This window comes from Bradyrhizobium semiaridum (genome assembly GCF_020329505.1).
GTDB classification, from domain to species: domain Bacteria; phylum Pseudomonadota; class Alphaproteobacteria; order Rhizobiales; family Xanthobacteraceae; genus Bradyrhizobium; species Bradyrhizobium semiaridum.
Window position 1 is genome coordinate 1 of sequence record NZ_JAGKJJ010000109.1, and the last position, 617, is coordinate 617.

Consider the following 617-nt stretch of genomic DNA (forward strand, 5'->3'; position numbering starts at 1 on the left):
CCCGCGGCTGCAGGTCGCCGTCGACGCCATGGTCGCCGAGGTCACGCTGACGGATCAGTTGCAGTATGGCGTGCAGGCCTATCTGACCAGCGCCAATGCCGGCGCCGGCCAGGATAAGGGATCGGTCGGCCTGTTCAGCGCCGCGCAGTCGACGGCGCAGACCGCCCTGCTCGCGCGCGTGCTGCCCGGCTTCAACCTGCTGCTCGGCGCCGAGGCCAATCCCAAGCTGGTGCTGAACGCGCTCTCCACCCTGACCAGCGTCAAGGTGCTCTCGGCTCCGTCGCTCGTGGTCGCCGACAATGAACCGGCGATCCTCGAGGTCGGCGACCAGGTGCCGATCTCGACCGGCTCGACCGTCACCGGCCTCAACGTGGTGAGCAGCATCAGCCGGCAGAACACCGGCATCATCCTCAAGGTGCTGCCGCATGTCCACCCGAACGGATCGATCGAGCTCGAGATCGAGCAGGAGGTCTCCAATGTCGTCAATCCGGGCGGCGCCAGCGCCCAGAACCTGACGCCGACGATCTCGCAGCGGCGCATCCACTCGACCGTCGGCACCAGTAGCGGCCAGACCGTGCTGCTCGGCGGCCTGATCAAGGAGGACGACGAGCGTACGG

General features: G+C 67.7%; 1 protein-coding gene. It reads left to right on the forward strand.

Features of this window, described 5'->3' with window-relative positions; translation table 11 throughout:
- The coding region (locus J6500_RS31725; protein ID WP_376707881.1) for a type II secretion system protein GspD at positions 1-617 on the forward strand (617 nt) is incomplete at both ends.